The sequence below is a fragment of the Prosthecobacter sp. GW821-HT29F12 genome, assembly GCF_058803405.1.
In genome coordinates this window covers 5256448-5277052 of the sequence record NZ_CM179517.1, presented here as the reverse complement: position 1 = coordinate 5277052, position 20605 = coordinate 5256448, and the positions used below count along the sequence as shown (strand labels likewise).

Below are 20605 nucleotides of genomic sequence, written 5' to 3'. Positions count from 1 at the left end.
TCTGTTACGGATGGCAGCCATTCAATTGGCTTCTACTCTCTATGGCGCTTCAGGTGTTTTTTTGTGGCCAAATTTCAGCCAATCATAAATTTTCACCGCACGACGGAAATTCGTGGTCAGGATCTGCTCGGACTTGTTCCGAAGCGGATCAAAGCGTTCATAAGTCTCCACCAGCATCGTTCTCAGCTTTTCCAGATCAACCCGTTCCGCTGGCACAAAAGCGATATCGGTGAGCATTTGCTGGATCTCTTTCGCGCTCGCGGATTTACAATCAACGCTGATTTCTTCGATGCTTTGCGGGGCCGGCCTTCCACAACGAGCCTTATTCATGCTGCTTGTAATCCATTTATCGACTCCTTTTTGCCGGACTTCTGAGAGGTGTTTTGCCAATGTTGAATCAACGACTGCATTCTCGGCGGCAGTGACATACTTGAAGACAGGAAGATTATATGAAAGCTGTCGTCCCAATTTTGGCAGGACAATCTCGACGACTGGTTTCGCTTCCAGTTGATCGCCTTCGTTTATCAAATCCTCGATGACGTGGATCGCCTCCACTCCCGAATACCCCTGTCCTGCCAATTGCGAGCTAATGCCAACACCCATGACAAATTCCACGGTGTCCATGTCGGTCGCATCGTCGATGTCAATCACACGAATTCGCTCCTTGGGTGATGTGCTTTGCACCAATTCATAAACGTCTTTCTTGAGTTTGCGTAGCACCTTAGGAGCGTAGTTCGAACGCAGGGTGGCAATGGCCTTGTAAAGAAGCGTGAAGTCAGGCAGGACCACTTGTTTAAATTCTAGGAACTTCGTTCCGAAGCTGTCCCGCACTGTGCTGATTCCCTCGGGGCGTCCCGCCTTTGACCGCTGGATAAAGATCAGCCGGTCAGACAAGGTTGCCAATTGAGAGGGGTTGAGGCAATTGGCGATGTCTTTGAAAATCAGACGGATGTTCGCATCCGTGATGGAATAGCCGATGAAGATGATCGGATGCTCTAGGAATATGGTCATCAACTTTGCTGAGAGGTAAGCGTTACGGTTGGTGTAGGCCTCATAATCCGACTGAGTAAGCACCAACGACGCCGGGGCTGAGACACAGCCATGAATCTTGTAGATTTCTCCGATACCATAGCTCTGATTAAACAAGAGTTGGTCTTGGCCGATGTAGGGCTCGTGGTCAGGAAATAAGTGTTCCAGGTAGCAGTCGAAGTTGGTAGTGATGATCCCTGCCACGTTCTTCCTGGCGTGTCCTAGTGCAGAAACCTCTTCTGGGTGTTTGGGCGTGCCAAAATCAGCCTTTTGTGAATCAAAGAAATCAGCCACGCCGAGCTTTAGTGGGGAGACGCCGGCTCTGATCTCTTTTTCATACTTCGTTCGGAGGTGATTAAAGGCGTCGTCAGAGAGCATGCGTCTCGCGTAGTCCTTTTCGACGTGCTGGGTGATGACCGGCAGCAGCATTTCTGGCGCGATACCAGCAGCAGTGACTTCATTTTTATACCACTCAAAGGCAAAAGCTGTTTCTGGTTTTGATTGGGAGGCAAACTGGCTAACCAACCCCTTCCAGTCGTCCGTGCCGAGATAGCGATGGCTGAAGCCAGAGCCCACAAACAAGAAAGGGTGAGCGTTCGTGGCTTCTAGGAGGCTCTTGAGTTCTGAGGTCATCGTTTGAAACTTGGAAAAAGGTCATTTTACCGTTACCTGCCCGTTCATCAGCCTCGGCAGCTGCCAGTCCTGGAGTTGATGGTGCTGCTTTGCTGGTGTTTGGCGCAAGATGTGGTGATTTTCCTACTCAAGCCGGGTATGAATCCGATGGCAAGGAGTAGTGCGCTTCAAAGTGCCGAACATGATAGCAGCGAGGGACACAGTCCTTCATGGACTGCTGGATACGCATGTGGGACTGAGTGCGGTAAGGGGAGAGTCACTGTTTTGGTTTAACCGCGAACAGGGGCTCTTTTCTTTAGCTGCCGGGGCCACACCACTCGATTCGGCTGCGACGAATAAAAAAATGGCTGCCGCATCCTGCTGTTCGCCAGACGGATGGCGACATCGTGAACGTCCCGTCTCTGTGCGTAGTAAGCCTCCAGAGGGGGCGGGAATCTGGCAGTAAATTGAGAAAAATCTTTTCACCACATCCACAGGGACACTTCATCACGACATGCCACTGGTGGCCTTGCTCTCCAACCACATAGGCGATCTTTTTCCGGGGCAAATCAGGCACCTCCTCAATGGCTTGTAGGCGGATCCTGGCACCAGGAAAAATCCGCAGACAAAGACGTTTGAAAAATCGAAAGGCAGCTTTCATTTTGTGTGTGCTTCAAGGCCTTGAAGACCAAGAAGCCTGGGCATGTCCCCGCGTCCGGCATAACGGTTGGCAATTGGACAGGGAGAGCCGTCCATATCGGTATCCATGATCCCGTGATTCAAGCTTAGGCAAACAGACGCATACTTGCTGTTTGGGTCATCACGGAACGGGTGAAGGCGAGCGAGCATTTCGGTGACAACAAGGCCTGCAAAAATGGTGTTAATGCTGACCACTGCCGGCCTGCTTTCGGCCACACCTTTGATGTACTTCTCTTTGAGGCGCTCCGCGTATTGCTGAGGGTCTGTCTTCCGCATCAACTCTGCTTCGACTTCCTGCATGGTGTAAAGGCGGCGGCTGAGGAGACTGGATCCTCCCGGCTGCAGGTAGTGAGCTGAACCACAGACATGCTCAATGCTGCCCGTGCCATCGGCCGTGAGCTTAACCCCAACATCGAAGTATGGAATATTGTACGTGCAGGCAATTTTGTTGAGAATGTGTCTGCCTGAAGCACTGTCCATGCACCCAAAGATCACATCACACTCGGCGACTGCTTTTATGGAAATCTCGTCGTAAAGATCAAAGGGCAAGGGGATCACATTAGTCCCCAACCCCATACTTTCTACGCTGCGCTGCATGATGTGAACCTTGAGCCTCCCCTCCATCACATCATCTTCTGTAAGCCCAACGATTCTATTGCAGTTCACAAGCTCTGCTCGCTCTGGATCCACTACCACCAGCCCGCCGATCTGAAGACGGCCAAGCTGCTCAACAACAATGGATCCTGTGCCAGAACACCCAATAACAGCCATCCGAAGAGTTGAGAGCTTTCTCGTTGTTGCCGCTCCAAACGCTTTGGCGTGTCGGTCCGCAGATTCAGGAATCGGTGAGTCTGATTCCTGCGCATCCCAGATTAAGATGTCATCTCCAGCGACGGAGATGCGGTCCATCTCTGTGAATTTCCCATGCTCGTCTACGTGACGTCCAATAATGCGTCCCCCGGGCAACATAATGGCGCTGGCATGAGGTACATCGACCCAGCCGTAGAGAGACGGAAAAAGATCCCGATCTGAGTGGTCATCTGTTTTAGAGAAATGAGCATACCCACCAGGATGACTGTGAATTTTTACAACCGACCATCCTTCCCGAGCTGCTTGTTCCAATGCAGGAAGGACAGTTTCGGTGTGCCAGTGAATGTAATCAGGCATTCTAACAAGACATGATTCCACCGGCACAAGGACAATTTTTGTACCAATCAAAATGGGGGCACCATCACGTTCTCTGCGACCACACAAAATCAGTGCAACCGCTTCGTTTTCATCCTGGAGTAAATGCCGTTGAAGTTCGGCATGTTGCTGACCGTTCAAGCGAAGGGTGAGTTTCATGGCTTTAGTGTAAATTCTCGTGTGAGCCACTCTTCGACGAGGGCCATGTGTGTGCCTATGTAGTCTTCACCTGGGCGCCAAGGGTTTGCTGCAGTGCGATGTCGCGACCAACGCTGAAACGTCTTTCCATCGATCACTTTGGTCGCTAGCGCTCCAATGCCCTTGCCGTCAGCGCGAACGAGGGCAGGAAAGAAGTAGGCCATATCGATCTGAGTGTCGTCGTAGCCCGCATCAATTTGAAGCGCGACAGTCACTTTTTTTTCCGTATATCCTGTTGGCGTCGGGAAATCGTGAATCAAGACGTGCCCAACCCCCCGGGTTCCCATGGTTTCCCATGGCAAACCCGAGGCGTTCAGGTAGATCATATCCCGCTCTGGAAGGTTAAATTCGCGGCGCATGGCTTAGCCTTCGGTCTGGTCACAGGGGAGGGTGAGGAACTTTTCCACGCCAGGGGTCGTGAAATCGACCTTGTCATTGAGGCCGATTTTGATCAGGCGACCGTCGCCAAACTTCTGGCGGAGGTGCCATTTTTCTGGATTGCATTTGCCAGCCAACTCCAACAGCTGACGACCAAGCATGAAGCTGACGGGAGACACGAAATGCTGTTTGTCGATCTTGATGCGATAATGACGGTCACAGCGGGGCTGACGTCCTTCGAGACAGCAGATTTCGAGATCTTCGATTAGTTCAGGGTCAATGGGGAGGGGGGTGACAGATGGTTTCATTTTTTGTTTTGGTTTAGAGTTTGGTTCTTGCCTCATTGAAAACCTTGTGGTTCATTTCAGTAATGAGTGCATTTCACCGATAAAATGACGCAATTCATATCCACCGCAACTAAAAATTTCATCAAAGAAACATAACCACACGTGAAACACACCCATGGCTAAATCAAATGAGATTGATCTGACCAAGTTGGCTGCGCTCGTAGCCAAAAAGCGCAATGGGCGTCCTCTGCGTGACATCGCAGAAGAAATAGGCGGCGTCAGTGCGCCTACTCTGTCGCGCATTCAAAACGGCCACCTTCCTGATCTCGACACATTCATGCGCATCTGCAGGTGGCTCCAAGTCTCTCCGGATGATTTTCAGGTTTCAGCCTTAAAGAATGTTGTCGATTCTGGAATTAATACTCGCGAAACCGTTTGTGCTTACCTACGTGCAGACAGAACATTGCCAGCCGCAACGGCAAGCGCACTTACTACCATGATCGAGCTCGCCTATAAGGATATCCTCAACGGAACATTTGATGAGATCAAATGAGCACTTCGACCATCGAGCTGGATATTTCCTTGCGCCTCGGGCGCGGTTTTAAAACAGACGCTGAGCGTGCCGCGTTGGAGGTGCGTGCCGCGCTCAAATTATCTCCTCATGATAGGCTGCCAGCACGCAAGCTTGCTAACATGTTGAAAATCAATGTTACAACTCCGGATCGTCTCACCGGTATGCCTCCACAAATGCTGGAAGAACTGACGATCGACGGCAGGAATCGATGGTCTGCCGCACTAGTTAAAGGTCCTCCAACGCACAAGCACCTGCTCATTCACAACCCTACTCACTCGTTATTTCGGCAAGAAAGCGACATCTTCCACGAGATCAGTCACCATATCTGCAAGCATGAGCCAGATGGAATTTTTCAAGTGGGTGGATTGGTTATTCGAGAGTATTCCAAGGAAAAAGAGAACCAAGCTGAGTTTCTGGGATATGCCCTTCATTTGACCAGAGATGCCTTGTTCTGGGCCAACCGCAGGGGGATGTCTTTTGAGGACATTGGCGAGCACTTCTGTGCAAGTCGTCAGTTGATTCAACATCGCATGAACGTGACCGGTGTGGCGAAAATTCTTGCCCGTACAGCGTTGAGTTGAAACGCAACGCTTCGTGCCTAAGGAGGTCGAATCGTCTGTTTGTACTACGTCACCCACACGGCCTCTCGGCCGAATTATATTTCAGCACAAGCGGGGTCATGATGCCCCCGACGAGACTCGCATAATTCATCGATATGCCTATGCATCCTCAGCTTGTTAATGAGACAAAGCGACACATTCACGTGAGCAGTCGAGTAATAATATTGAAGATATGATCATTTTTTCATTGTTTTTCTCTTGCTGAATGACGTATCAAAAGAGGCCTCGTCCCAATTCTCCCCAATCCCCCACTTCATATGTCCACCGTAGCCAATGCCAAGCTGCCGGTAAGGTCACTAAAAAAGTCCTCGCCTAAAAAGAAGGCGAGTCGTCTTGGTCTGACTCCCGCTTATCTTCAATATTTCACGCCGAAACCGTCTCCAAAGTGGGCTGAATCGGATTTGCATTTCTCGCTTGATCAACCGTGGCCATATGAATTTCCTCTTACTCAGATTTCAACAGGGGCTGTAGTTAATAGGCATGCCCAGTCTTAATACTGTCCTTACTGAGATTGATAAAGAGCAGCACGAGGGCAATTCTCGTGCCGCAACAGCTGTTGACCGAACACGCCGAAAATACCTCGCGGAACTGCACCGTAAGACAGGAAGGAATGTTATCGCTTATTATTCAGGGTTTTTATCCAAAGCCACTGGTGGCACGGAGATAAACGATGAGGATAAGAATGGATTCATGACAGCCATTCATGGAATGGATGTGTCTAAAGGTCTTGATTTACTGCTGCATACACCGGGAGGTGACATTGCCTCAACTCAGTCTCTTGTCGATTATCTGCAAAAGATGTTTTCGAATGACATTCGCGCATTCGTTCCGCAGATTGCCATGTCTGCCGGAACTATGATTGCATGCTGTTGTAAAGAAATATGGATGGGTAAGCAGTCTAATCTTGGTCCGATAGATCCACAGCTAAATGGTGTCCCAGCTCAAGGCGTTTTGACAGAATTCGAGACAGCTTGCAAGGAGGCAAGTGACCCTTTGAGGGCTGAAATGTGGGGTCGGATAATTTCTCAATATCGTCCTACGTTTTTACAGCGATGCCAAGACGCCATAAAGTGGTCCAACGATTTCGTAAAGAACCAGTTAATTAAGGTAATGTTCCAAGGTCAAAGAGGGGCGGCGCGAAAGGCGAATGCTATTGTTAAAAATTTAACACACACACCGATCAACAGAACACATGCCCGCCACATCCATAGCGATGAATGTCTAGCAATGGGGCTCAATGTCAAAATGTTGGAAACGGATCAAGAACTTCAAGATTTAGTCCTAACTGTTCACCATTGTTACATGAATGTGCTTATGACAGGCCCCTGTTACAAAGCAATTGAGAATCATAAAGGGGTGGGCATTTTCAGAATGCTCCAAACCTGAAAATAGCAATTCCGTATAATTAACCCGCCAAGCGCAACAGCGCAGGGTTTTAAGCCGTCTTCCCATGAGCATCGTTTTGCACGCTTCAGGCCAGATTTCGCCCTGATCTCCTCAACCATGGTTTAGCCCATTCGTGGCAATCCTAACCGCTGCGCACCAAGGCTTTGAGCGATTCGGCTGTACATGGATCACGAGCCCTGTTAAAATCAGAAAATGACATCAATGACCTCTTTTCCTTGCTGGGAGTCATTGGAATTCGGGGTCAACGAAGCCAAGAATATTTTCACCGCAATTTGGGCGCTGGGATGAACCCGGGCCTGACGAGCCATGAATATTTTTAACGAAATTCGCCGCTGAGATCAATTCCACACCAAACGGGTCATAAATGATTGCAGGAGGATGAAGGGCAAAGGGGTATCCAGATCAGCCTACAACCTCTTCTGGGCATGATGTTTTGACCGTGTGCGCCTATCTTGTAACGTCTGGCAGAGACTCAGCAGCCTTCTTGAGTGCTTCGCTGCCTACGTGCGTGTAATGTTCGCTCATCTGTTCGGAGTCATGGCCAATCAATTCCATGACTACAGCAGCAGGGATGCCGGCCTCCTTTAGCATTGTAACAGCTGTATGGCGTAAGGCGTGGAATGACAGTTGTGCCGCGTGCTTTGCACCCCTGCGCCCGTCCTTTTCTTTCACATGACTCACTTTCTTGCGAAGGCCAGCAAGGGCCAAGATGTTGCCAAATTGATTGCTCAACGTGCTAGTCTTGTAGGTTTTGTTCAAAGTCGTAGAGGCACGAGGATGGATTGGAGTGTCAGCATTTCCTTTGAATTTCAGACTTTCAAGATGGCGCAGGAGGGGAGGCGCTACCGGGATCTGCATGCGCTTACTGGTCTTGGCAGTCTCAAGCCGAATTACTTGGTTCTTCAGGTCAATGTTGGCCCAAGTCAGCCCTGCGATGTCGGAGAGCCGTTGGCCAGTGTAGATGCCAAAAAGAATCATCGATTGCCATTCGGCGTCTGCAACACGCATGACTGCCTGGATTTCGGGGATCGTGAAGGGGCGTCGTTCATAGCCGCCCTTTTTCTTCACTGTGTCCACAAACTCGGCGGGATTCTCCGATACTAGGCTTTCACGGCGGGCTGATTTAAACACCATCCGCAGGCATTTGATGTTCTGATTGGTGCTGGTTGAGGAGAGGGTGGCAGCAAGATCCTTTCGATAGGCAATAATGTCGTTTCGGCTGATGGCAGAGATGTCTTCATCAGCCCGTTCTCCCAGGAAGGTCAGGAACTTCGTGGTGCTGGAACCGTAGAAATGCATTGTGGCGGGCTTCGTTTCGTCCTTCTTCTCAGCAAGCCAGTTCTCAATATGGGTGCGCATACTCACTTCTTTAAGCTCCTCACCAGTGATCTCCTTGTGAAGATTTTGCAGCACCTCACGGACCTGGGTGAAGGTCCGCCGTTTCTTCGCTGCCAATTCGTAGGCCTCCGCGAGTTTGAGCGCCTTACCGCGATTGGTCTCCTTTGTGGTCTGCTTTCTTCGGCGGCCAGTTTTGTCCGTAAAACAAGCTGACCAGAAGCGGGATTTAGGGTGTTTCCAAACCGATGCCATCCGAGGTAAATAAGTAAGAACGAGAGTAAGAACATCCGCGCAAGTTTTGCGATGTCCAGCGAAATCCGAGGATGCGGTAAATAGCTATAAATCAATGCTTTGAGACTTCGGCAAATATCGACAAACAACCCTTGGTGAAGCGCGGGTTCAATTCCCGCCCTCGCCTCCATTAGCCCTTTAAGGGCTTGAAACTCAGGCATTCATTGATTTATCAGGGCTGATGACGGCTCAACTGATACATCAAAGTGATACAGCACAGCCTGAACCCATGCCCAAGCTAAACCACGTTTGGCGCAGAGAGGGCGTCTATTATTTCCGCATGGCGATTCCCCGCGAACTCAAGCGAGCCGGGGTTTCCTTCGAGGTGGACGGAAAGAAAATGGGGCATGAAATCAAGTTTTCTCTCCGCGTGGCTGACTACCGCTCTGCTGCGAGCAAGGCCCCGCTCCTTGTCGCCATCTGGCGTGAGAACTTCGATGCACGCATAAAGGCATTGGCGGCAGCAAGAGAGAGGCGCGAGCTAAAGGGATTTGCAACCGGTTGCAATGTTCCGACCGCGAACGGCTCCGCCCCGATGGTCACAGATGAGCGCATTCGAGACATTCTAATTCGTGAGTTCGTGCGAATGCAAAAAGACACTGCCGAAGTAGTGGATGCCCTCAGAGGCAGCGAGGATGACGTAAAAACGGACGTGCTAGGAGATTTGGGAATGGAGATGCGGGGCTATGAAAATGACCGCGAAGGGGAGTCCGGCATTGGGTCGATACTGCGCAGATGTCTGGCCTCCTATGGGCTGGAATCGTTGCCTGTTGCAAGCCCCGCGTATCAAAAGCTGCTGTCTGGCTATCGTGCGGCTTTGCTAGAGGATTTGCGCCGTCGTATCCACTGCATCGCGGGCGGCCCGCCTGCGGAGTTTGATCCTATGTTTAGAGGCTTTCATGCGGGTAGCACTCTGCCGGATGCCAAACAGGAAATGACCCTGAAAGAGTTGTGCAGTGCCTTTGAAAAAGCACAGAAGTCAAAGCGGGTAGTCGAGAAAACGCACCGGGCCAACAATGTTGTCTTTCGTGCTCTCAGCGAGCATTTCGGGGACTCCTTGCAGGTTGCCAAGATTGACCGTCAAAAGATGGCGGAGTTTTTCGACTTTCTCGATACGGTGCCGTCTCACGCTGAACAACGATACAAGGGGAAAACGCTGACAGAGGCGATTGCGTTGGAGGCCAAACAAAAGGAACCGCGCTTAATGGGCCATCGCACAAAGGCCAACTATCACGGGCGCGTCGTGGCAATGTTCGAGTATGCCAGAGAGCTTGAGATCATCGAGAAAAACCCGGCTAACACAAAGACGCTGCAAGATCGTTTCCACGTCGAGAAAAAATCAGAGAGGCCACCTTTTACCGTGGAGGAAATGAACCTGATTTTCAAAGCTCCATTATTCACCGGCTGCAAGGATGACGAGAGAGGATGGAGCAAGGCGGGGCCGAATCGTCCGCGCAGGGGTCGCTATTGGGTGCCTTTGCTTGCGATGTTCAACGGGCTGCGATGCAACGAGGCTTGCCAGCTTGAATTACCCGACGTGCTCACCGTGGAAGACGTTCCCTGTATTCGCGTGACGGATGAAACCGATGATGAGGAAGGCACGGGGAAAGGAAAATCAGTGAAGAACAAGACAAGCAAGACCACGGTTCCGATTCATCCGCGATTACTTGCGATGGGCTTTCTTGAGTTCGTGAAAACGCGCTCAATCGCCGGCGATGGAAACCAGCTTTTCCCCGAACTGCCGCAAAATCGTGAAGGGCGATACGCTGACATTTTCTCGAAATGGTTCCGCCGTTTTCTAACGGAAGCGATTCCAGGCCAACGAGTGAAAGCCTCGTTTCACAGCTTCCGCCATAGTTTCCGAGATGCGGAGAGACGGGCAAAGATCAATCCTGATATTGCTCTCCGTCTTGGCCGATGGGCCGCAGAAAACAGCGCAGCGAACGCCTACGGCGAGGGCTTCCCTATGCCTCTGCTTCGCGATGAACTGGCAAAGGTGGACTATCCCGGCGTTGATCTTTCGCAACTGATGCCAAAGCCGCCACGCATCCGAACGCCTGTAAGCAATGCGCCTCCCGCTTTGCAATCCAAGCCGTCGCGTATCCGCACGCCTGCCCATATCGCGTCCGGTTATCCGAAGGCGTGAGGGCTTTACAAGTGCCGCAGAGTTCCTAGACTGGAGCCGTTCAGCATCCGCTGAACCGGGGCTTTACAACTCCGCACACATAGCGCCGTGGTGTCTCGGCGCAAAACGACACCCCAACTCAGCAATGAGCCGGGGGCCGCACGTTATGTCCAGCCGCCCGGCATGCCGGGAGGTAAAGGCGTGCGGGGTCGTCTATGTGCGGCTTGTAAACCTTCCGGCTCACCTTTGGTCGCAAGGCGAAAGGGCGGATGAAAGCCATTTCCCTTTTCCATCCATGCAAACATACCTCCTGATTGAAGATGACCGCCAAGGGCCGTTCACGCCCGAGGAAATCGCAGAGAAAATCAAAGCCGGGGAATGCACTCCCGAAACAATGGCTTGGAAAGAGGGCATGGAGCAATGGCAGCCCTTGCGTGATGTCCTGCCAAAGCCGGAAGCTGCGCAACCGCCCCCGATGCCCGTCCCGCCAGTGTCGGAAATGCCAGCCTCAAAACCCGTAATGGCGATAGGTGAAAGAGCTTTGCAACGGTTGCGGAAGCGGCGTCAACTAAATGGGTTAAAAGGAGGATGCTTCTTGTTTTGCGTCGGAAGCGTAATGTGCTTTTTCGCGTTTCTGTTATGTTTAACCGGCATAGGTGCCATTTTGGGCGTGCCTCTTTTTATCCTTGGGATGGGCATCGGCTATGTAGCGGCCCCCGCTGTTGGAATCGCGCTTGGCAGGAGCAAAAATGCGGACAGCGTGCCTCGCAGCCCCAGAGCATCCACTACCAAAGAAGAAAAGTAAGAGGGCCTCTAGGGCAGTAGAAACTGTATTCAAATAATCGTTGCCAGAAATCAGCCCTGATTCGCCCCTGAAAACCTGGCTTAGGAAGTGGGTCAAAGTGTATTCACGAAAACAGTTGATTATTTGAATACAGTTCGCATTGTAGAACAATGCAAAGCAAACCCGCCGTTCCCGTCGCGATCCTCGTTCGTGTCTCCACCGCCAAGCAGGAGACAGCCCGCCAAGTCTCCGAACTCCGCGCCTATGCCGATTCCAAGGGTTACACCGTGGTTGAGGTTTGCGAGGAACAGGGGATTTCAGGCCGGGCTGATGAATCTGAACGCCACGGCTTGAGGCGGGTGGAGGAACTGGCAGCAGAGAGGAAGGTGAAAAAAGTGCTCGTTCATGAAGTCTCCCGACTGGCGAGAAAGAACAGCATCGTTCATCGCTTCGTTGAACACTTGGAAGAACTCGGGGTGTCCCTTTATTGGCACGCTCAGGGAGTCGAAACCCTCATGGCAAGCGGGAAGCGCAACCCTGCCGCTTCGATCATGCTGGCGCTACTGGCAGAGATGGCACGCAACGAAGTGGAAACCCTCTCCACTCGCATCAAGTCAGGACTTGAGGAAGCCAAGCGCAAAGGCCGCACGTTGGGCCGTCCAGAGGGAACCACGCTGAAACGCTCCGACTTCCTCGCCAAGCATCCTGATATTATTCGCCTACTGAAAGCGGGGCAAAGCGTGAGGAACGCCGCCAAGATTAGTGGCAAAGGGAATAGTACAGTTCAGCGGGTGAAAGCGGCATTAGTGGCCTAAAATCTTCAAGCCGCAATTGTGCGAATCAGCGCAGATATTTTAACGTTCCAAATATTTTTTCGGCGTGGAACCCTTGAAACTGCGGTGTGAAACGTTTTTGAACACAACAGGTAGAAAAAAATCCTTTGTCCCCCCTAAATATTGTGGAAGTTTGCGGGTGGAAAGAAAGAGCCCGACTAAGCTTTCGCTTAGTCGGGCAATTTCAATCTCGCTTGGAAGTCAAAAGACTTCGGCAGGATCGAGGGCTGAGGGGCTGTTGATTAGGTCGGGGTGGTTTGAGAGGCAAGCGTTAAATTGAACTCCTGTCGTCTTTCAGGGAGGGCCAAACGCTATTGTACATGAGAACCATAACCTACCGCAATACGGCGACTGGCTGGCGTTTACGCTATGTCGGCGAGAACCACGAAATAATCGGAACCGCAGAAGGCTACGAAAGCAAACAAGCATGCCTTTATGGCGTCCGATTGCTCCAAGAAGCCGTGCATGCTCAGCACGTCAAAGGCAACCCCGACATACCCTTGACTTGGTCGCCACGGCCAACTGCGGGAGTGCGTCGGATTTTCTGGTGGGAATCTGCCCCCCGCAATTGGCGCTGGCGTTACGCTGGTGCAAACGGTGAACCGATTTGGTGGGGCGAGGGCTTTACCACAGAAGCGTCCTGTAAATATTCGTTTCAGCTCATTCAACAGGCTTACTTGGCTCAAGTGAAGGAAGAGATCTCGTCCTTCATGCAGCCTCCTGTGCGCTGGTAATAAAAGCAGAACCCTTCCCCCACGTTATAGCAATCACGTCGGGGAGGAGTCTCAACGCATTCACAGCCAATAGCTTAAAGCATTTTGCCGTGCGTAAGCGCAAGCCGTGCAAATTTTTGTCATTTTTACTCTAAAATAGAAACCCCCTGCAACGTTAAAAACGTGTTCCAAAGAACACTTAAAACCTAAAACACACCATTATGAAAGATTATCACCTCAGCAAAGAAGGCGAAGACTGGAAACTGAAAAAGGAGCATGCGGCAAGATCAACGGCGGTCTTTGCAGACCTTACAAAAACTCAGGCTGTAAGGGAGGCGGCTAAGCTTCTCGCTGATTCTGGCTCCTCTCTGAAAATCCATAAGCTGAATGGCAGAATTCAGGAAGAACGGACCTACCCACGTTCTGCTGACCCAAAACGCTCCAAGGGCTGAATGCGATTCAAGCACGCGAGAAAGGCGGCAGGTCGTTGCCTTTCTCGGTGCTCAACCTCTCCTTTACCCACGCTCAAATATGCAATTTATTCACGCCCGCGAGTACCTGTCTGATGGAGATGTCGTGATCCTCGAATGCGACACCCAATGCAATTTCAGAATCATGGATGACTCCAATTTTCATTCATTTGAAAAACGAGGCTCTTGCACCTACTACGGCGGATTTTTCACTCACTTCCCCGCTCGCATCGTCGCTCCTCACAGTGGCAGTTGGAATGTCGTGATCGACCTGGCTGGAGGAAGAGCAAACATTCGCTACAATCTTAGCTATCTGAAAGATTAGCGCACAGCCTCTGGAAAAATCGTACTCGTAGTTTGCAACCGGTTGCAAACGCATCTGCTGGCCCCCACTGCCCTAGTCCTGTCTCTACATGAATTCAAAAACCGACCTTTTCCATGCGCACATTAGAACTGGAGGGCGATGACCCCATTGAATGTTCCAAGGTTATTTACCCGGACATGAACATTGTAATTGCTCTCAAAAAAAACGAAGACCCTCAACTGCTAACGGTCGTCCAGCGTCTTCGCGGCAAGGGTTACATTTTTCCATATAGCCCTGCGCACATCGAAGAGATTGCGATGATTGCTCGAACCACTGAGGATGAAAAAGAGGCTGATAAACGTGTGAATGAGCATTTGGACTTCCTTGCCCAGTTGTCGGAACATGTAGAAATAATTAGAGGCTCAGAAGAAACCGATCCCACACATTTCCGGCGAGAATGTCCCTCCGACTGCATGCAGCGCGTGCTAGATCATTACTGGTTAACCCACGTTTCAGAAGCAGCCGCAGAACTGGTGCGAAAACCACTTGGGAATGCAACTGAACCCACATGCCCTTTGGACGTTTTACACACTGAATCGCTACGCCCTTATATTGTCGAAAAGCTGCGCAACCAGTGTCTCGACATAGGCGAGATTCCAAAAGGGCCGTCGCTTGGTTCCAATCACAGCAAACTGCAACGAACAGTCGATTCATTGTTCAACGCTCTTTCGGGAGCGGGTTTCGCACGGGAAAAGGCCAAAATGACCCGCTCTGCTATCCATGATGTCACGCATGCCATTTATGGGGTTCTAGCTGACTACTTCGTTACGGATGATGAACGTTTCCGGGCTAAACTGAGGGCTGTTTACCACTACCTTGAGTGCAAAACAGAAGTTCTCAGCAAGGCTGATTTTTTGACCCGATTCGACCAGAACTGACCAGCGCCTTTCATTAAAAATGCTCACATATAAATATTGCCCGAGTTCCCGAACGTCGTTTTTTGACGACCGAAAGCTGAGATTTTCTCAGCCAACCGCCCTGAATGACCCGCTAGAGTGTTTGCCCATAATTGAAGATTTTTCGCCCGATCAAGTCATTGAAACGATAATCACCCGACGAATGAGCACTTTGCTTGGAGTGCTCACGGCACAATTTCCCGGAGCGAGCCCTCCACAACTAGCCAACATACTCAACAACGCTAAATCAACGTTGGCTGCTGATTTAATGAATCGCAAAGATGCGTTCGCCTCCACCGCACAACAGCGGATCAGAAAGCACATGGATGACCTCATTTGTATCCTTTCGTTGTGCAAGAGATGGGATGTAGGACTGATGTGGAGCCATTACGCAGAAGCATATCGCGGTTTCGTCATCGGATTAGACAGCGGTTCTGCTTTTTTTCAGAGGAGAGCAGGTGAAGAAACGGACATCGGATTCCTCTCTGATGTGGTTTATGTGGATCATCTTCCTAGCGTTCGCGTCGAAAAACTAAAACTCACGAAAGAGCTTTTCTACACCAAGCAAACTGCTTGGGAATACGAATGCGAGCAGCGTCTGGTCCGAAGACTTGGCGACGGTAGTAGCACAAGCAACAAGGACAATATCGGCATGCCAGTGGTCTTATTTGAGGTGCCTATCGACGCTATTCTTGAAATCACTGTTGGCTTTCGAGCACCCGAGGAAGTTGCCGCTGGAGCTTCAAGACTGTGTGCCTCAAGTGGAGGTAAACATATCCAATTGTTCAAAACCCGCCTGTCAGCCACCTCAGGAATGCTTGAGCGCGTGCCTCTCTGAGAGTTCCGCCTCAACAGAATAGTGGAGACGAAAAAGCACGGAAACCCAGACATATGACACAAAAAAACGCCCGAAAATCGGGCGTGAAAACTCTAATGGCACACTTTGCACAGTGTCGCCTGTTTTAGACGAGGTCAGGGGGAGGGCCACCGTTGAGGAAATCATCATATCGGGAGCCATTACCCGAATAGGCCGAACTGAAAATGTTGCACAGCTCGCGGTTCAGCATTTCACTTTCACCGCTGCCGCTCTCCTTGTAGCCGCGCTTTTTGCCGCGTGTCTTGAGGAAAAAGATAATGGAACGTTCCGCGCCTGATTCAATACGCTCCAAGAGTTTTCCCTCCACGAAATCAACGGCTTCTTCGTTCACATCTTCAACGGAGGTTTTGAAATCCTTATCCGTATCAAGCCAGTTGTAAAAAGTGCGCCGTGCCACGCCAGCGCGAGCGCAGGCAACAGACACGATGCCCCGTGATTCCCGCAATGCTGCCAGCAAGTTTTGCTTCCGATTGTCCGCTTCAGTGATTCTCATAAAAAAAGACACTCCCGTTTTTCTGGAAACCGTTTTCTCCAGAAGTGATGTCTGGTATGATACATCACAATCTGTTGATTTTCAATGAGAAAACTCGGAATTCGTTTTACAACTGGTTGCAAACTTCCATCAGAGTTGAATGAGCCTCTATTGAGAGGTACAGGTCATAGGCAGCAGTAAAACAGTGCTATGCCATTACCCAAATTTTCATCAGCAATACGTGTCAATGCCAATACAGGAAGGCAGGATAAAGTAGAGTACAATTTACCCTTGGGGATTTTCAGAGACACCATTGAATATGCCTCAGGAATGATAGGCATTACAGCACAGGATGCTGCTGAATACTTGGGAGCACCGCCACTCGGCCTCAGAGACAAGGCCAATCATGACATTGCAGCCGCCTATTCCGCCTTTTTCACGCGTCCTACAGGGAGGGGTGCGCGACAAGAATTATTTTTGCGCCGAGAGCCGATTTCCTCACTCACGCATGATGCGCGGTTTGCTGCCGCGCCCTTGTGTGCTGGCACCTTAAACCTTCAGGAAAGTGGGTTGCTGACGGCCCGGCACGTCACGGCTGTCTATTGGGCGAATCTCAACCCCACGCGCTTTGTGCGCTATCAAAATCCGAACATCCTTCGTTCAGAGAATGCAAATGTGCTGACGCCCGACTTGTTCGGAAAATATCAAATCGGTGTCGATGGCGAACTCGCCTTTGACGGAAGCGACAACTGGATTCCAGAACATCCCGCTGCGATTTGGCAGGCTTTCACCGGGCCGGGCCAGTGGCCTCAACGACTAACCCATTACTTTTCAGCGGTGGAAACGGCGATGCGTGGAGAGATGAACCGCAGGGGACGGCTTTCGTCCGTTGACAACACGGGAACCTTGTCCTTCACCCCCTCGCATGAGCCATGGGTATTGCGCCGTGTGGAAACTTATTGGGAGTTTGCCAACGATGCAGGGCCGGAACTCATGGAGATGGTTGATCAAGCCATGCGCTCATTCTGCGCCTTGCCCTATGTCCGGCGTGCTTTTGCAAGAACCAGACGCGGCCCCGAGCATGCCAGAGAGCGAGACACCCCAAATGCGATTGTCCTTAGTTCAACAATTGCGCCCGGCACTCGGCTAGTGGTCTATGCCAAGACGAACCGGCGCATGCGCTTTGAGATTCGGCACGATAGAGAGCATCTGCGCCACAATTCACCCGTCGAGAGGGTCATGCGCTCCGTGGATGGGGTGACAGGCATGGTGAATGCGCTGCAACTGATAAGCGAGGACGCTGCCGATGTGCTCAACACATTCTTAAACCATCTGGAACGCACGCTCTCGAATGCCGAGATTCCTTGGCAGCCATCCGCCACAGATTTCCTTTTCAGAGTCGCGCAGCACAGCGAAACCGCCGCTGCTAATCAGGTAATTGTGAGATCGCTGATCACGGAAGGGGCCGTTTCACGAACCGATGCGCTGACACCTACCATTGACGCTCTGCGGCGTGCCGGAGTCTTAGAACGCGTCGCAAACCGTCAAAGAAGGCAATCCACCACCTTTGCCCCCACGCCTGCCTATCGTGCGGCGGTCGATTACCTCGCTGAAATAGCGGATGTCTCACGCCTCACCATTGCGAGACGGCAGCGCACATGATGACGCTGGCAGCAGCGGAAAAACAAGGCACGCTATAATTTTCAATCTCGTGTCATGGCTTCAAGCGAAGCCAAAGTTTCATCGAGTTCTTCATCTGTTAGCGATTCAATGTATCCAGATGTGCAAAGTAGAGGAGTTCCAGATTTTATCCCTCCTATTGGAAAGCCGGTGGCAAAAACAACCAGTTCTTTTGTTTTGTAAATTTTAGCCTCTCGGTCCAGACCGAGGGCATTCGCCTTGTTAAAACTGTGATGAAACGCTTCCAGTTGCTGGGCTGCCATCGGCGGCAGTTCACTAGAGCGACTTCTGAGTTTTCGATGCTTCTTCACCACCGAAATTGTGATCCAAAAAAAGAAAACCAAAGCACAAGCGGCGGCTGTAATGACAAACTCCATCCCATAAGCCTATCCGGAATATCGCTTTGGGCCTAGTCCCATTTTCCGCCAGAATCTCCCCATGAAACAATGCGCTTGCCAAACTCGGCCCGCTTTGATACAAAGTACTGATACAACACCTCGAAATCAGGGCTTCGTAAGTCTTTGATTACCAGTGTTTCACTGGTGACGGCAGGATTTCCCGCCCTCGCCTCCACTTCACCCTCACAAGGGTTTCGTGCTCAAAAAATGAGCTGAAATGGATCGGGCCCGCTTGGAGGTCCAATCTCACCCGATAAACTGCAACACATCCTTTGAGCGGTCGTACTGAATCACAAGGTCCGTTCCATCCCAAATCGCCTTGCAAGACGCTAGCCGGTAGTTGCAGCTTGAGCCCACCCAGCTGGCGCCGATGAAGTCCTCGATCAAATCGTCCACAAAAACCAGTTCACCCTCCTTGATGTCGGGTGGAATGAGGTAGGCGGCAAAGGGCTCTGGAAAGGGGTGAGGGTAGTACTGGGTCCAGTCGATCACCTTCTCCCACTCTTCGCGCCTTGGGTGAACGCGGGGGTCGCCTAAAACCGCAATCTCTCCACTGACGCGGTTCTGCCAGACGCAGATCATGCTGCGTATCTCTTCCGAGGGCTTTACAAGCTTCACCAGTGGGCGAAGTCCCGCCTTGGCCGCTTGGTTGATGGTCGCCTCCGTTCTCGCGGTTTTGATCACCCGCAGGTTTTCAGGCGCAGCGGGCTTAAATGGATTCATGGCGGCGATAGGTCAGGGTAAGGTTGTCTTGATCAAGGTCTACTTTCAGGCAGGCATGGGGATTCACCTGCAGCAGCGCCAGCAGTTGTTCTTCAGTCTGCTGCGCCGTGTCGGTCACCGTGTGCTGGCAGATGTCACAGCGCCGGGCGGCGGGATCATCCGTCGGCCCCAGCTTGCTCCAGTCCAGCCGGAATGGGCAATGCAGCCGCTTGATCAGCCGGTCATCATCCGTGAACAACTCCTGGCTGTGTGGGTTAAACTTCATGGCAGTCTCACATCATGCTCAGATCTTCAGAAGACTTGCAAGATGATGAAACAGTAACCCGCAATTCGAAAAGACAAGCGCCACCGGGAATGCGGGTTCTTTCTCTCCACCCACTGCCATCCTCGGGGCTCTCGACATCGAGAACGCCCTTCGCAGAGAACTCTCAAGAGGTTTCATGGACCCCATGAGATGGACAATCGCCGACATAACCATAACCCAAAACGCAGACGGCCGCATGCACTGGAAATCTAAAGCCACCATAGATGTGGACGATGCCAACGGTCAACGCCAACGGCATGGTCGCCAAGGCGGCCAATGTGGGTGTCAAACACTTCATTCCCAAGCCTTACACTGCGGAGACACTGCTCAAGACGCTGCTTAACGAAACAAGTGCCACCAGATAGAACTGCACGGAATGTTGGACACTCATGTGGGGCTCGCAGCATGAGCCATCCCACCCACATCGAACGCGAGCATTACCAATAGCTCGTTGGACGCCAGGTCTTGCCGATTCATTTGGACGAACTGGAGGGACCATTTTTTCCGGTGCTGGTTCTCAGTGACCGTGATCGCGATGGCCAATTCGCCACGATCATGGGGCTCGCCGATCCCGAGGGCAATAGCCCGAAGCACTAAGATCACGTAGCAGTCGCATGGATGCAGACGAATTCGTCCCGACTCAGGGCCAGCAAGTGAATGAAGCCATATTTACTATGATTACTATTAATTGAGGGAATAATTGCACTATTCCATCGCGGAGCCAATTCAGAAAATAAGACCGCAAACAACTAACGAGGGACCCATCCCATGAAAACGTCATTCCTGATCTCCTGTTTGTTGGCTGCGGCACTGGCAAGCTCAGGTGCCAAGGCAGACATCCTGCTCGGCGCACCCGGGGTGCCTGCGGGCACACGCATTGCGACCAAGGTACCGTTCAAAATCACTTACACTCTGCCGAACTCCTACAAATTCATCTTTTCCGGCATTCAGGCCAAGGGCGACACCCTGGGGGCTCCTGGTGCCTCGTGCACCAATGGCAATGGCGGGCAGTTTCATCTCAAGGCCTCCGTCTCGGGAAACGGTGGTGCTACGGAGCGTGCAGGACAGCTCGAGTTCCGTGACATTCAGGACTACAATCTCTCGCCGCTCCAGACGCTCCTTGTTTCTCCCATCGCCGTGTTCCAGGCGACCACCACCCCCATCACCATCAGTCTGAACTGGGCAGGCGAAGGGAATGCCCACAAACCCAACGGGATCTTCAACATCTTGGGTGAGTATCAAAAAGACCCACCGGTCCCAACGGGGTCGCTCAGCTTTTCCTCGGGTGCCTGGATTCTTGAAGAGAGTCCCAATCCCGAGGGCACAGTGACCATTGTTCGTCAATGAC

At 51.5% G+C, this 20605-nt stretch carries 24 protein-coding genes; 14 read left to right on the top strand and 10 right to left on the bottom strand.

Annotation, left to right across the window (positions count from 1 at the left end; all coding sequences use genetic code 11):
• Positions 1-39 precede the first annotated feature (39 nt).
• From AC3RLQ_RS21740 to AC3RLQ_RS21720, 5 genes are all read right to left on the bottom strand, one after another.
• Positions 40-1662 carry an SIR2 family protein gene (locus AC3RLQ_RS21740; RefSeq protein WP_493030748.1) on the bottom strand — a complete coding sequence of 541 codons (1623 nt, stop codon included), beginning with the start codon at positions 1660-1662 and terminating at the stop codon, positions 40-42.
• Positions 1663-1957: 295 nt separating this feature from the next.
• Positions 1958-2302, bottom strand: coding sequence for a ubiquitination-like system serine protease family protein (locus AC3RLQ_RS21735; protein ID WP_493030746.1), 345 nt, complete (start codon positions 2300-2302; stop codon positions 1958-1960).
• Positions 2299-3684, bottom strand: a complete 1386-nt coding sequence (locus AC3RLQ_RS21730) for a ThiF family adenylyltransferase (protein WP_493030745.1) — start codon at positions 3682-3684, stop codon at positions 2299-2301. The genes AC3RLQ_RS21735 and AC3RLQ_RS21730 overlap by 4 nt, the downstream gene beginning before the upstream one ends.
• Positions 3681-4082, bottom strand: coding sequence for an E2/UBC family protein (locus AC3RLQ_RS21725; RefSeq protein WP_493030744.1), 402 nt, complete (start codon positions 4080-4082; stop codon positions 3681-3683). The genes AC3RLQ_RS21730 and AC3RLQ_RS21725 overlap by 4 nt, the downstream gene beginning before the upstream one ends.
• A gap of 3 nt (positions 4083-4085) precedes the next feature.
• Entirely contained in the window at positions 4086-4409 is a 324-nt protein-coding gene (locus tag AC3RLQ_RS21720; protein ID WP_493030743.1) for a multiubiquitin domain-containing protein, read from the bottom strand.
• 154 nt (positions 4410-4563) lie between these two features.
• Between AC3RLQ_RS21720 and AC3RLQ_RS21715 the strand changes: the two genes are divergently transcribed.
• The 3 genes from AC3RLQ_RS21715 (at position 4564) to AC3RLQ_RS21705 (ending at position 6968) form a co-directional block, all read left to right on the top strand.
• Positions 4564-4941 carry a helix-turn-helix domain-containing protein gene (locus AC3RLQ_RS21715; protein WP_493030742.1) on the top strand — a complete coding sequence of 126 codons (378 nt, stop codon included), beginning with the start codon at positions 4564-4566 and terminating at the stop codon, positions 4939-4941.
• Positions 4938-5543 (top strand): ImmA/IrrE family metallo-endopeptidase, encoded by a 606-nt coding sequence (locus AC3RLQ_RS21710; RefSeq protein WP_493030741.1) that lies wholly within the window; start codon positions 4938-4940, stop codon positions 5541-5543. The genes AC3RLQ_RS21715 and AC3RLQ_RS21710 overlap by 4 nt, the downstream gene beginning before the upstream one ends.
• 519 nt (positions 5544-6062) lie before the next feature.
• Positions 6063-6968 (top strand): SDH family Clp fold serine proteinase, encoded by a 906-nt coding sequence (locus AC3RLQ_RS21705; RefSeq protein WP_493030740.1) that lies wholly within the window; start codon positions 6063-6065, stop codon positions 6966-6968.
• Between the two features lie 468 nt (positions 6969-7436).
• On the opposite strand, the gene AC3RLQ_RS21700 is transcribed toward AC3RLQ_RS21705, so the two are convergent.
• Positions 7437-8579, bottom strand: a complete 1143-nt coding sequence (locus AC3RLQ_RS21700; protein WP_493030739.1) for a tyrosine-type recombinase/integrase — start codon at positions 8577-8579, stop codon at positions 7437-7439.
• 268 nt (positions 8580-8847) lie between these two features.
• Between AC3RLQ_RS21700 and AC3RLQ_RS21695 the strand changes: the two genes are divergently transcribed.
• From AC3RLQ_RS21695 to AC3RLQ_RS21660, 8 genes are all read left to right on the top strand, one after another.
• Positions 8848-10764 carry a DUF6538 domain-containing protein gene (locus AC3RLQ_RS21695; protein ID WP_493030738.1) on the top strand — a complete coding sequence of 639 codons (1917 nt, stop codon included), beginning with the start codon at positions 8848-8850 and terminating at the stop codon, positions 10762-10764.
• Positions 10765-11038: 274 nt separating this feature from the next.
• Positions 11039-11548, top strand: coding sequence for a DUF4339 domain-containing protein (locus tag AC3RLQ_RS21690; RefSeq protein WP_493030737.1), 510 nt, complete (start codon positions 11039-11041; stop codon positions 11546-11548).
• 149 nt (positions 11549-11697) lie between these two features.
• Positions 11698-12342 carry a recombinase family protein gene (locus tag AC3RLQ_RS21685; RefSeq protein WP_493030736.1) on the top strand — a complete coding sequence of 215 codons (645 nt, stop codon included), beginning with the start codon at positions 11698-11700 and terminating at the stop codon, positions 12340-12342.
• Between the two features lie 338 nt (positions 12343-12680).
• Positions 12681-13094, top strand: coding sequence for a YegP family protein (locus AC3RLQ_RS21680; protein ID WP_493030735.1), 414 nt, complete (start codon positions 12681-12683; stop codon positions 13092-13094).
• A 200-nt stretch (positions 13095-13294) separates the two neighbouring features.
• Positions 13295-13525, top strand: a complete 231-nt coding sequence (locus tag AC3RLQ_RS21675; RefSeq protein WP_493030734.1) for a DUF2188 domain-containing protein — start codon at positions 13295-13297, stop codon at positions 13523-13525.
• 79 nt (positions 13526-13604) lie between these two features.
• On the top strand, positions 13605-13868 hold the full coding sequence (locus tag AC3RLQ_RS21670) for a DUF1883 domain-containing protein (RefSeq protein ID WP_493030733.1): 264 nt from the start codon (positions 13605-13607) through the stop codon (positions 13866-13868).
• 113 nt (positions 13869-13981) lie between these two features.
• A complete protein-coding gene (locus AC3RLQ_RS21665; RefSeq protein WP_493030732.1) occupies positions 13982-14785 on the top strand; it encodes a hypothetical protein in 804 nt (267 codons plus the stop codon).
• 181 nt (positions 14786-14966) lie between these two features.
• A complete protein-coding gene (locus tag AC3RLQ_RS21660; RefSeq protein ID WP_493030731.1) occupies positions 14967-15641 on the top strand; it encodes a DUF2971 domain-containing protein in 675 nt (224 codons plus the stop codon).
• Between the two features lie 124 nt (positions 15642-15765).
• On the opposite strand, the gene AC3RLQ_RS21655 is transcribed toward AC3RLQ_RS21660, so the two are convergent.
• Positions 15766-16173: a hypothetical protein gene (locus AC3RLQ_RS21655; RefSeq protein ID WP_493030730.1), complete on the bottom strand. Its 408-nt coding sequence runs from the start codon at positions 16171-16173 to the stop codon at positions 15766-15768.
• Between the two features lie 189 nt (positions 16174-16362).
• Between AC3RLQ_RS21655 and AC3RLQ_RS21650 the strand changes: the two genes are divergently transcribed.
• Entirely contained in the window at positions 16363-17814 is a 1452-nt protein-coding gene (locus tag AC3RLQ_RS21650; RefSeq protein ID WP_493030729.1) for a hypothetical protein, read from the top strand.
• Positions 17815-17855: 41 nt separating this feature from the next.
• Here the strand turns inward: AC3RLQ_RS21650 and AC3RLQ_RS21645 are convergent, their stop codons facing one another.
• The 3 genes from AC3RLQ_RS21645 to AC3RLQ_RS21635 all read right to left on the bottom strand — a co-directional run bounded on the left by AC3RLQ_RS21645 (position 17856) and on the right by AC3RLQ_RS21635 (position 19218).
• Positions 17856-18209, bottom strand: a complete 354-nt coding sequence (locus AC3RLQ_RS21645; protein WP_493030728.1) for a hypothetical protein — start codon at positions 18207-18209, stop codon at positions 17856-17858.
• Positions 18210-18476: 267 nt separating this feature from the next.
• Complete coding sequence (locus AC3RLQ_RS21640; RefSeq protein ID WP_493030727.1) at positions 18477-18953, bottom strand: hypothetical protein; 477 nt, start codon at positions 18951-18953, stop codon at positions 18477-18479.
• Positions 18940-19218 carry a hypothetical protein gene (locus AC3RLQ_RS21635; RefSeq protein ID WP_493030726.1) on the bottom strand — a complete coding sequence of 93 codons (279 nt, stop codon included), beginning with the start codon at positions 19216-19218 and terminating at the stop codon, positions 18940-18942. Before AC3RLQ_RS21635 ends, AC3RLQ_RS21640 begins: the two co-directional genes overlap by 14 nt.
• Positions 19219-19481: 263 nt before the next feature.
• Between AC3RLQ_RS21635 and AC3RLQ_RS21630 the strand changes: the two genes are divergently transcribed.
• Complete coding sequence (locus AC3RLQ_RS21630) at positions 19482-19622, top strand: hypothetical protein (protein ID WP_493030725.1); 141 nt, start codon at positions 19482-19484, stop codon at positions 19620-19622.
• Positions 19623-20025: 403 nt separating this feature from the next.
• The gene (locus AC3RLQ_RS21625; RefSeq protein WP_493030723.1) at positions 20026-20604 is read left to right on the top strand and encodes a hypothetical protein; all 579 of its coding nucleotides are present in this window, start codon (positions 20026-20028) and stop codon (positions 20602-20604) included.
• The last annotated feature ends 1 nt before the right edge of the window (position 20605 follow it).

What these genes read in the sequence shown, in the direction of transcription:
- AC3RLQ_RS21725 (WP_493030744.1), bottom strand. Translation starts at nt 4,082, where the DNA reads ATGCGCCGCGAATTTAACCTTCCAGAGCGGGATATGATCTACCTGAAC.
- AC3RLQ_RS21710 (WP_493030741.1), top strand. Translation starts at nt 4,938, where the DNA reads ATGAGCACTTCGACCATCGAGCTGGATATTTCCTTGCGCCTCGGGCGC.
- AC3RLQ_RS21655 (WP_493030730.1), bottom strand. Translation starts at nt 16,173, where the DNA reads ATGAGAATCACTGAAGCGGACAATCGGAAGCAAAACTTGCTGGCAGCA.
- AC3RLQ_RS21715 (WP_493030742.1), top strand. Translation starts at nt 4,564, where the DNA reads ATGGCTAAATCAAATGAGATTGATCTGACCAAGTTGGCTGCGCTCGTA.
- AC3RLQ_RS21665 (WP_493030732.1), top strand. Translation starts at nt 13,982, where the DNA reads ATGCGCACATTAGAACTGGAGGGCGATGACCCCATTGAATGTTCCAAG.
- AC3RLQ_RS21735 (WP_493030746.1), bottom strand. Translation starts at nt 2,302, where the DNA reads ATGAAAGCTGCCTTTCGATTTTTCAAACGTCTTTGTCTGCGGATTTTT.
- AC3RLQ_RS21740 (WP_493030748.1), bottom strand. Translation starts at nt 1,662, where the DNA reads ATGACCTCAGAACTCAAGAGCCTCCTAGAAGCCACGAACGCTCACCCT.
- AC3RLQ_RS21720 (WP_493030743.1), bottom strand. Translation starts at nt 4,409, where the DNA reads ATGAAACCATCTGTCACCCCCCTCCCCATTGACCCTGAACTAATCGAA.
- AC3RLQ_RS21680 (WP_493030735.1), top strand. Translation starts at nt 12,681, where the DNA reads ATGAGAACCATAACCTACCGCAATACGGCGACTGGCTGGCGTTTACGC.
- AC3RLQ_RS21650 (WP_493030729.1), top strand. Translation starts at nt 16,363, where the DNA reads ATGCCATTACCCAAATTTTCATCAGCAATACGTGTCAATGCCAATACA.
- AC3RLQ_RS21640 (WP_493030727.1), bottom strand. Translation starts at nt 18,953, where the DNA reads ATGAATCCATTTAAGCCCGCTGCGCCTGAAAACCTGCGGGTGATCAAA.
- AC3RLQ_RS21660 (WP_493030731.1), top strand. Translation starts at nt 14,967, where the DNA reads ATGAGCACTTTGCTTGGAGTGCTCACGGCACAATTTCCCGGAGCGAGC.
- AC3RLQ_RS21705 (WP_493030740.1), top strand. Translation starts at nt 6,063, where the DNA reads ATGCCCAGTCTTAATACTGTCCTTACTGAGATTGATAAAGAGCAGCAC.
- AC3RLQ_RS21625 (WP_493030723.1), top strand. Translation starts at nt 20,026, where the DNA reads ATGAAAACGTCATTCCTGATCTCCTGTTTGTTGGCTGCGGCACTGGCA.
- AC3RLQ_RS21695 (WP_493030738.1), top strand. Translation starts at nt 8,848, where the DNA reads ATGCCCAAGCTAAACCACGTTTGGCGCAGAGAGGGCGTCTATTATTTC.
- AC3RLQ_RS21700 (WP_493030739.1), bottom strand. Translation starts at nt 8,579, where the DNA reads ATGGCATCGGTTTGGAAACACCCTAAATCCCGCTTCTGGTCAGCTTGT.
- AC3RLQ_RS21670 (WP_493030733.1), top strand. Translation starts at nt 13,605, where the DNA reads ATGCAATTTATTCACGCCCGCGAGTACCTGTCTGATGGAGATGTCGTG.
- AC3RLQ_RS21645 (WP_493030728.1), bottom strand. Translation starts at nt 18,209, where the DNA reads ATGGAGTTTGTCATTACAGCCGCCGCTTGTGCTTTGGTTTTCTTTTTT.
- AC3RLQ_RS21730 (WP_493030745.1), bottom strand. Translation starts at nt 3,684, where the DNA reads ATGAAACTCACCCTTCGCTTGAACGGTCAGCAACATGCCGAACTTCAA.
- AC3RLQ_RS21675 (WP_493030734.1), top strand. Translation starts at nt 13,295, where the DNA reads ATGAAAGATTATCACCTCAGCAAAGAAGGCGAAGACTGGAAACTGAAA.
- AC3RLQ_RS21630 (WP_493030725.1), top strand. Translation starts at nt 19,482, where the DNA reads ATGTGGACGATGCCAACGGTCAACGCCAACGGCATGGTCGCCAAGGCG.
- AC3RLQ_RS21690 (WP_493030737.1), top strand. Translation starts at nt 11,039, where the DNA reads ATGCAAACATACCTCCTGATTGAAGATGACCGCCAAGGGCCGTTCACG.
- AC3RLQ_RS21635 (WP_493030726.1), bottom strand. Translation starts at nt 19,218, where the DNA reads ATGAAGTTTAACCCACACAGCCAGGAGTTGTTCACGGATGATGACCGG.
- AC3RLQ_RS21685 (WP_493030736.1), top strand. Translation starts at nt 11,698, where the DNA reads ATGCAAAGCAAACCCGCCGTTCCCGTCGCGATCCTCGTTCGTGTCTCC.